The sequence below is a fragment of the Thioclava sp. UBA3469 genome (assembly GCF_002378135.1).
GTDB lineage: Bacteria > Pseudomonadota > Alphaproteobacteria > Rhodobacterales > Rhodobacteraceae > Thioclava > Thioclava sediminum.
In genome coordinates this window covers 1-7,673 of the sequence record NZ_DFRG01000021.1, presented here as the reverse complement: position 1 = coordinate 7,673, position 7,673 = coordinate 1, and the positions used below count along the sequence as shown (strand labels likewise).

The 7,673-nt window shown below is 64.0% G+C and carries 10 protein-coding genes; 7 read left to right on the top strand and 3 right to left on the bottom strand.

Going from position 1 to position 7,673, the window contains the following annotated elements:
- On the top strand, nucleotides 1–797 hold a 797-nt coding region (locus B3D39_RS01720), incomplete at its 5' end, for an NAD(P)-dependent oxidoreductase (protein ID WP_286789318.1).
- A 145-nt stretch (nucleotides 798–942) separates the two neighbouring features.
- Here the strand turns inward: B3D39_RS01720 and B3D39_RS20640 are convergent.
- Nucleotides 943–1,299, bottom strand: a complete 357-nt coding sequence (locus B3D39_RS20640) for a PrpF domain-containing protein (RefSeq protein WP_369127237.1) — start codon at nucleotides 1,297–1,299, stop codon at nucleotides 943–945.
- Nucleotides 1,300–1,390: 91 nt separating this feature from the next.
- Between B3D39_RS20640 and B3D39_RS01715 the strand changes: the two genes are divergently transcribed.
- Nucleotides 1,391–1,585 (top strand): hypothetical protein, encoded by a 195-nt coding sequence (locus tag B3D39_RS01715; protein ID WP_274963321.1) that lies wholly within the window; start codon nucleotides 1,391–1,393, stop codon nucleotides 1,583–1,585.
- 89 nt (nucleotides 1,586–1,674) lie between these two features.
- Here the strand turns inward: B3D39_RS01715 and B3D39_RS01710 are convergent, their stop codons facing one another.
- Both B3D39_RS01710 and B3D39_RS01705 read right to left on the bottom strand, forming a co-directional pair.
- Nucleotides 1,675–2,694, bottom strand: a complete 1,020-nt coding sequence (locus B3D39_RS01710) for a nucleotidyltransferase family protein (RefSeq protein WP_274963322.1) — start codon at nucleotides 2,692–2,694, stop codon at nucleotides 1,675–1,677.
- Between the two features lie 95 nt (nucleotides 2,695–2,789).
- Nucleotides 2,790–3,668, bottom strand: a complete 879-nt coding sequence (locus B3D39_RS01705; protein ID WP_274963323.1) for an aldo/keto reductase family oxidoreductase — start codon at nucleotides 3,666–3,668, stop codon at nucleotides 2,790–2,792.
- Between the two features lie 94 nt (nucleotides 3,669–3,762).
- Between B3D39_RS01705 and B3D39_RS01700 the strand changes: the two genes are divergently transcribed.
- The 5 genes from B3D39_RS01700 to repC all read left to right on the top strand — a co-directional run.
- A complete protein-coding gene (locus B3D39_RS01700; protein WP_274963324.1) occupies nucleotides 3,763–4,149 on the top strand; it encodes a LysR family transcriptional regulator in 387 nt (128 codons plus the stop codon).
- Nucleotides 4,082–4,567, top strand: coding sequence for a LysR substrate-binding domain-containing protein (locus tag B3D39_RS01695; RefSeq protein WP_349678078.1), 486 nt, complete (start codon nucleotides 4,082–4,084; stop codon nucleotides 4,565–4,567). The genes B3D39_RS01700 and B3D39_RS01695 overlap by 68 nt, the downstream gene beginning before the upstream one ends.
- Nucleotides 4,568–4,952: 385 nt before the next feature.
- Entirely contained in the window at nucleotides 4,953–6,128 is a 1,176-nt protein-coding gene (repA, locus tag B3D39_RS01690; RefSeq protein ID WP_274963325.1) for a plasmid partitioning protein RepA, read from the top strand.
- Nucleotides 6,129–6,132: 4 nt separating this feature from the next.
- Nucleotides 6,133–7,083 (top strand): plasmid partitioning protein RepB, encoded by a 951-nt coding sequence (repB, locus tag B3D39_RS01685; protein WP_274963326.1) that lies wholly within the window; start codon nucleotides 6,133–6,135, stop codon nucleotides 7,081–7,083.
- Between the two features lie 175 nt (nucleotides 7,084–7,258).
- Nucleotides 7,259–7,673, top strand: a 415-nt coding sequence (gene repC, locus B3D39_RS01680; protein WP_286789317.1) for a plasmid replication protein RepC, incomplete at its 3' end; no start/stop codon positions are given.

Genomic DNA, 7,673 nt, shown 5'->3' with positions numbered 1-7,673 from the left:
TCACCGCCGAGCTTCTGGCGAAGCTGCCCAAGCTACGCCTGATCGCGCAACGCAGCAGCTACCCGCATGTCGATGTCGCTGCCTGCACCCGGCATGGCGTGATCCTGTGCAGCGATATGGCAGAGGGCAAACCCTCGGTCGCGGCGGCAGAGCTGACGTTGGCGCTGATGCTTGCTACGGCGCGCGATCTGCCGCGTCAGATGGAGAGCCTCAAAAGCGGTCACTGGCAGGCCGGCGTCGGCCTCAGCCTCGCGGGGCGACGGCTCGGTCTGACTGGTTGTGGCCGGATCGGGCAGCTCGTCGCGAAATACGCCCGTGCGCTCGATATGAGGGTCTGGTGGTGGGGCTCCGAACAGGGCCGGGCGCGGGCGGAGGCGGATGGCGAGGCCGTGGCTCCCAGCCGCGAGGCGTTCTTCGCGCAAAGCGATGTCGTCAGCGTCCATGTCCGGCTGAATGCCCAGACCCGCGGGATGATCACGGCGCAGGATCTATCCGCGATGCCGGAGCACGGCATTTTCGTGAACACATCCCGTGCCGGTCTGGTCGCGCCCGGTGCGCTCGAGGCGGCGCTGCAGGGAAGCAGGCCCGGTCGTATCGCCATCGACGTCTTTGATCGCGAGCCCTTCCACGACACCGGCTCCGTGCTGCTGACCGATCCGCGGGTGATTGCGACCCCACATATCGGCTTCGTGACCGAGGACGAGCTGGAACACCAATTCGCGGATATCTACGCGCAGGTGAACGCGTTTGACGCAGGCGCGCCGATCAACGTGATCGATCCCGAAGCGATGAGCTGATAGCCGGGCCGAAATGGTTGGAGGGTTACGGACCTGCCGCGGAAATTTTGCCCAGCGGTGAAGTAGGGAGTGAAAGCCGCTCAATATGACGAGAGTGCTGATAATCTGTCTTATGTAAATGTAGAAGCGTCTTCCGGCGCGGCTTTCAGCCCCGCCGCCGTGGAAAGCCCCGACCGTCCATCAATTTGCGCGCTGTGCGCAATGTTCCCGCCCGGACAACTTTGCCGGTCGCATCAGTTTCGATCAGAACTTCAGCAGCCCCGGTCGGGTGCTCGATTGCAAAGCGTCCGTCTTCCGGCAGCACGGCCAGCTCCGCCGCGGGCGAGCCCTCGAAAGTGCAAGCCGTCGCAACCGAAACCGCGGCGAAGACACCCCGCGCGGGCCTTTCGTGGGTTGCCGTGCGGCGCGGTTTCGCGTGGTGGCCCGACTCGAGTCGATCACTCTCATCGCAATACTCTAGCAACTGGTTCCCGACGGCGCCGGGCTTCGATCCTGCGGTCATCGCATGGCGGGTTTCCGAAACTGTCGGTGGTGCTGCAGTGCAGAAACTCCTACGTCTTTCTCAACACGGACGCTTGAGAAGAGAGGCTGTCATGAGCACGGTTTTTGAACATACTGCCCCGCAAACACGGGATTTCGGCATTTTCAGCTCCATTCGAGCGTTTTTGGGCTCCTTCGCATCTGCGGCACGAATGTTGCGCCTGTCGAACGAACTGATGCTGCAGAACGTGTCGGGCGAGACGCTCCGTCGGCGCCTGCTCGAAGAGATGAACGACGCACATCACTGATGTGTGACCCCTGCGCTACCCGGGCAAGCGAGCGTTCGAGAACCGTCGCCTCCATGCGGCGGTTCTTGCGTTTTCAGACGGCCGCTGCCCTACCCAAGGTCCGCCAGCCGTGCCGCCGTCTCCGGCATCCGGGCAAGCGTCGCCTCCAGCCGGGTGCGCCAGCGTGGACCGCGGGATTGGGCGTCCTCCCAGGCTTCGGCCAGCTCGTCGGGACGGTCTTGCGCCAGCACGTCGATCAGGAAGGCGGCCTGCGCGCGATCCTTCGCGGATTTGCCCCGTTCGGGGCCTTCGCGGCGGCGGTCGGCCACGATCAGCTTGTGGATCGCGAAGCGCTCGGGGCGCGGGATTTGCACCAGCACGCCCGAGCGGTAGAGCGCCACCGCCGGGATCGGCTCTGCGATCAGGTAGTTGAGATAGTTCAGCGCCTGCGCCGAGACGCCGAGCGCGGGCAGCGGTTTCACCGTCTCGTCGCCGAAGGCGGGCGTCAGGAACTCAACCATGACCTCCGACCGGCTCTGTCGCCATTTCCAGACCTGCCGGTCCTGAAGCCCCGGAACAGGGTCGAATTTCAGCGCCGAGAGGATGTCCCCGGGGTCTTCTTCGACCTTGTCCTGCAGCGCGACCGAAAGGCGTTGGAAGCTTGCGAGGTCGATATCGCCGGTCTGGGCCAGCGTCTCGGTATCCATCCGCACGCCCAGCTCGCCCTGATAGAGCGCGAAGGCCGCGGTGCCGATCAGCGTGCCGCCGAGGCGGAACATCCCTGCCCGTGCGAATGCGAGAAACAGCGACCCGGTTTCGCGGTCGGTGGCGAAATAGCCCTCGGCGCGCAGGATCCGGGTCAGCCGCGTCATGCGCTGTCGGCGCGCCTGCGCATCGGATTTCAGGGCTGCCGCCCGTGCCAGCCGGTCGCGCAGCTCCGGGGTGTCCTCGCCGAGATAACGGCTGCGCGTCTCGGTTCCGATCCGCAGCCGCTCGTAAAGATAGGTCCGGTTGCCGCGATGACGCTCCTCGATCGCGCCGGTCACTTCGGCGGCGCGATCGTCGAGATGCAGGCGCAGCAGGTCCTGATAGGCCGTCTGCGCGGTCTGGCTATGCGAGATGATGTCCATTGCGGCCTCATGTGCGACAAGTTTTAGTTTGTCGCACATTGGGGCGTGTGCGACAAGTTGTAATTTGTCGCACACGTTTTTGCAGGAGCGGCGCGTCAGTGATCCCCGGTCCCGACCGTGTCCAATGCCGCGCAGGCATCGTCGGGCAAATCCAGAATCACCGCGGCGAGGTTTTCCTCCAGATGCGCCACCGAGGAGGTGCCTGGGATCAACAAGATGTTGGGCGACTGCTGCAGCAGCCACGCCAGCGCCACCTGCATCGGCGTCGCGCCAAGGTCGCGCGCCACATCGAACAGGGCCTGCGATTGTAAGGGAGAGAACCCGCCAAGCGGGAAGAACGGCACATAGGCGATCCCGTCCGCCGCGAGCGCGTCGATCAGCGCGTCGTCGCGATGCGCGAGGTTGTAGAGGTTCTGCACACAGACGATCTCGGCGAGGCTGCGCCCTTCTTCCACCTGATTCGCAGTGACATTGCTCAGGCCGATATGCCCGACAAGCCCCTGATGCTGCAGCCGCGTGAGCGCTGTCAGAGGCTCCGCGATCGAGCCTTCGGTCGGTCCCTCCCCGAACATGATCCGCAGGTTGACCACGTCGATTTTCTCGCGGCCGAGGTTGCGGAGATTGTCGTGGATCGCCCTCTCAAGATCGACGGCGGACATTGCCGGGTTCCACGAGGCGTCCGCGCCGCGCCGCGCGCTGATCTTCGTCACGATCGTCAGATCGTCGGGGTAAGGCACGAGGGCCTCGCGGATGATCTGGTTGGTCACATGGGGGCCGTAGAAGTCGCTGGTGTCGATATGGTCGACGCCGCTCTCGACGGCCTTGCGCAGCACTGCGAGCGCGGCCTCGTGGTCTTTCGGCGGGCCGAAAACATGCGGACCGGCAAGCTGCATCGCACCGTATCCCATTCGGTTCACGGAGATGTCCGTGCCGGGAAAGGTAAATGTGCCGCCAAGATGGGGTTGGGCTGTCATGCGCTGTCTCCTTTTTCCTGAGGCGAAGGTAGACTTCCGTGTATTGTTCGATAAGGCAGTGATATCTGCACGGCTTGCGCGGGAAGAGCGAACAATGGACGAGATGCGGGATTTCCGGCTTTTCATCGCCGCAGCGCGACATGGCGGGTTTCGGGGCGCGGCGCGGGCTACCTCGGTTCCCGCACCGACGGTGAGCGAGGCAGTGCGTCGATTGGAAGACCGGCTGGGAACGCGGCTTCTCAATCGGACGACCCGCAGCGTTGCGCTCACGGTGACGGGGACCGAACTGATGAACCGAGTCATCCCCGTGCTCGAAGAGCTCGAGACCGCGCTCGACTCCGTCGCGGGCCACGGGCGCGGCCCGAGCGGCACATTGCGACTGAACGTCCCGGGCGCCGTCACACGGTCGAGGCCTGCCGCCGATCATCTCGGAATTTCTCGCGGCGCATCCGACGGTCAGTGTCGACATCACGGTCGATGACGGGCTCGTCGATATTCTGTCGCAAGGCGCGGATGCGGGGATCCGCTATGGCGAGACGCTGGCGCAGGATGCCATCGTGGTGCCGATCGGACCGCGCCGTCAGCGCATCGCCACCGCCGCCTCGCCCAAATATCTGGCGCGGCGGGGAAGCCCGTCCCATCCGCGCGACTTGCTTGAACACGCCTGCATCCGCACCCGGTTTCCGGGCGGTGCGCTGACCGAATGGACCTTCGAGACCGAGACGGAAAGCCTCACCATCGACCCCAGCGGCCCCCTGACAATCAGCACGCAGGCCGCCGAATTCGCCATCAAGGCGGCAATCGACAGGCTGGGCGGTGGTCACGACATTCGAAGACTGGGTGCGCCCCGCGATGGAAGCGGGACATCTCGCGCCGGTGCTGGAGGACTGGTGGCCTGATTTCGAGGGGCCGTTTCTTTACTATTCAAGCCGTCGAAATATGCCACCCTCGCTCCGCGCCTTCGTGGATTTCATCAAGGCGCGGCCGCGTTTGACGGGGTAAATTGGCCCCGTGGTGCCGGCGGGAGAATCGGGCGCGGGCCTCGCCGCTATGCGGCCTCGGCTTGCAGCAATGTTACCAGATTCGGGTCAGTCTACGCCGCTCAGACCCTTGGCTAGTGTCTTCTCGCGCAGGTTTCGCTAGATATTGCTCTCGAAATTGTGGGATTCTGGTCGCGCCTGCCAAAAAAACTCTTGCCAGACTCAGTTCGTTCGAGTGAATTATACGGAAAAGAACGAATGAGACGCCTAAAAGCGTAACAAGCGCAGAGGCGAGAGGGCAGAGATGACGGAACATATGCGGATCGATCAGATCGTCGGACAACATGCTGAGCGTTTGTCCGAGCAACTGCAAGAGCACCGTCGTGCCCTGTTCCCGCCGGATACCAAGCGGGAATTGCGCAAGTTCACTTCCGGCGAGGTGGCACAGCTTCTGGGCGTGAAGGACGCCTATCTGCGCAAGCTGCATCTCGACGGGCGCGGTCCGGAACCCGAGATCCGCGCGGGCGGTCGGCGCTATTACAGCCCCCACGACATTCAGGCGCTGCGTGAGATGCTCGAGAAGGGCGCGAAAACGCCCGGCACCTACCTTCCGGGTCGGCGCGAGGGAGATCATCTGCAGGTGATCTCGGTCATCAACTTCAAGGGTGGCTCGGGCAAAACCACGACTTCGGCGCATTTGGCGCAGAAGCTCGCGCTCGACGGTTACCGGGTGCTGGCGATCGATCTGGACCCGCAAGCCTCGTTCTCCGCGCTGCACGGCTTCCAGCCCGAATTCGACCTGCTCGACGGTGGAACCCTTTACGACGCGATCCGCTATGACGATCCGGTGCCGCTGCAGGACGTGATCCAGAAGACCTATTTCACCAATCTCGACATCATCCCCGGCAATCTCGATCTCATGGAGTTCGAGCATGACACGCCGCGCGTACTGGCACAGGGCTCGCGCGAGCTGTTCTTCACCCGTGTGGGCGATGCGCTCGGCACGGTCGAGGCCGATTACGACGTCGTCGTGCTCGACTGTCCGCCGCAGCTGGGCTTCCTGACCATGTCGGCGCTCTCGGCGGCGACGGCGGTGCTGGTGACGGTGCATCCGCAGATGCTCGACGTGATGTCGATGTGTCAGTTCCTGCTGATGACCTCAAACCTCCTGGGCGTCGTGGCAGAGGCGGGCGGCGACATGTCCTACGACTGGCTGCGCTATCTCGTTACCCGCTACGAACCCGGCGATGGCCCGCAAAATCAAATGGTTAGCTTCATGCGCTCGATGTTCGGGGAGCATGTGCTGAACCACCCTGCCCTGAAGTCGACCGCGATCTCGGATGCGGGAATCACCAAGCAGACGCTCTACGAGGTGGAGAAATCGCAATTCACCCGTTCGACGTATGAACGCGCCCTTGAGAGCCTCAATGCCGTGAATAGCGAGATCGAGGACCTTATCCAGAAAGCGTGGGGGCGCTGATATCATGGCACGCAAGAACCTTCTCGACGGGCTGATGAACGCAAGAAACGACGCGGAGGCGAGCGCACGCAAAGCTTCCGGCGCATCTGCCCCGGCCGAAAAACCCGCCTCGCCGCCGCCGCGGCGCCAGACCGGCGCGATCGGCGCCGTCAGTCAGTCGCTGGCCGAGTTGCGCACCCGCGCGCTGGTCGAGGTGCCGGCCGACATGATCGACGATGCGGGGCTGAAGGACCGGCTCGATACCGACCCCGAGGGGCTCGCCGAACTTGTCGAGAGCCTGCGCGAATACGGGCAGCAAGTGCCGGTGATGCTGCGCCACTCGCCCAATGAAGAGGGCCGCTACGAGATCGTCTACGGGCGCCGCCGAGTGGAGGCGTTGCGCAAGCTGGGCAGTCCCGTCCGTGCGATGGTGCGCGATCTCGACGATCGCTCGCTCGTCGTGGCGCAGGGACAGGAAAACGCCGCGCGCAAGGATCTAAGCTTCATCGAGAAGGCGAATTTCGCCCGGCAGATGGTTGAGGGCGGTTTTGACCGCAAGGTGATCTGCGACGCGCTCCATGTCGACAAGACCGTCGTCAGCCGGATGCTCGCAGTGGCCAAGGAAGTGCCGGAGCCGGTGATCGAAGCGATCGGCGCGGCGCCTTCGGCCGGGCGGGATCGCTGGCTCGCGCTGGCGCGCCGGATCGGCAAGAGTCCCGTCAATCAGGTCGTGGCGCTCGCCTCCGGCGACAGCAGCGACATCCGTTTCCAGGCCGTGTTCGACGCGCTCGCGCCGGACCGGGCCCCTGCCCCAACGCCCGAGAAGATCACCACGAAGAACGGTGCGCTTCTGGCAGAGGCGCAGCGACGTGGCGGAAAGCCCGTGATGACGCTGCACGATGACAGTTTCGCCGATTGGCTGCGCGAGAACATGGCGCGGCTCCATGAGGAATTCTCCCGCAAAGACGGGGAATGAGCAGAAGACCGCAACGATAAAAAGGAGGCACGTCAGGACAAAAAAGAGACCCCCCAGGACATGACATCCCGAAGGGCCGTTCTTTCTCGCACTCTGAACGTATCCTGAGCAGTTGACTCCTGTCAACAACCGCCATGTCCGCGGAGCGATCTTTCATGTCTTCGTGACAGACAGGATGCAACATATCTCACAAACCCCGTTCGGGCGCAGCCTGAACAAAGGGGATTTGCAGGCCGCCGAGATGCTCGACGCGCCGCTACCCGAGCTTGCGCGCGACAAATGGGCCGTGATGCGCGATCTGACCGTCGCGCGGGCCGCTTTCGGCGTCAGTGACCGCGATCTGGCGGTGCTGAACGCGCTGCTTTCCTTTCACCCGCACCCGACACTGGCCGAGGGCGACGGCACGATCGTCTTCCCGTCCAACGCCTCGCTCTCAGAGCGCGCCCATGGGATGCCTGAGAGCACGCTGCGGCGGCATCTCGCGGCGCTGGTGAAGTCGGGCCTCGTGATCCGCCACGACAGCCCCAACGGCAAGCGCTACGCCCGCCGCGCCGGCGAACAGCTCCAGGTGGCGTTCGGCTTCGATCTGC

Excerpts from the sequence above, each read along its gene's own strand:
- B3D39_RS20640 (WP_369127237.1), bottom strand. The coding sequence starts at position 1,299 with ATGACCGCAGGATCGAAGCCCGGCGCCGTCGGGAACCAGTTGCTAGAG.
- B3D39_RS01715 (WP_274963321.1), top strand. The coding sequence starts at position 1,391 with ATGAGCACGGTTTTTGAACATACTGCCCCGCAAACACGGGATTTCGGC.
- B3D39_RS01710 (WP_274963322.1), bottom strand. The coding sequence starts at position 2,694 with ATGGACATCATCTCGCATAGCCAGACCGCGCAGACGGCCTATCAGGAC.
- B3D39_RS01705 (WP_274963323.1), bottom strand. The coding sequence starts at position 3,668 with ATGACAGCCCAACCCCATCTTGGCGGCACATTTACCTTTCCCGGCACG.
- B3D39_RS01700 (WP_274963324.1), top strand. The coding sequence starts at position 3,763 with ATGGACGAGATGCGGGATTTCCGGCTTTTCATCGCCGCAGCGCGACAT.
- repA (WP_274963325.1), top strand. The coding sequence starts at position 4,953 with ATGACGGAACATATGCGGATCGATCAGATCGTCGGACAACATGCTGAG.
- repB (WP_274963326.1), top strand. The coding sequence starts at position 6,133 with ATGGCACGCAAGAACCTTCTCGACGGGCTGATGAACGCAAGAAACGAC.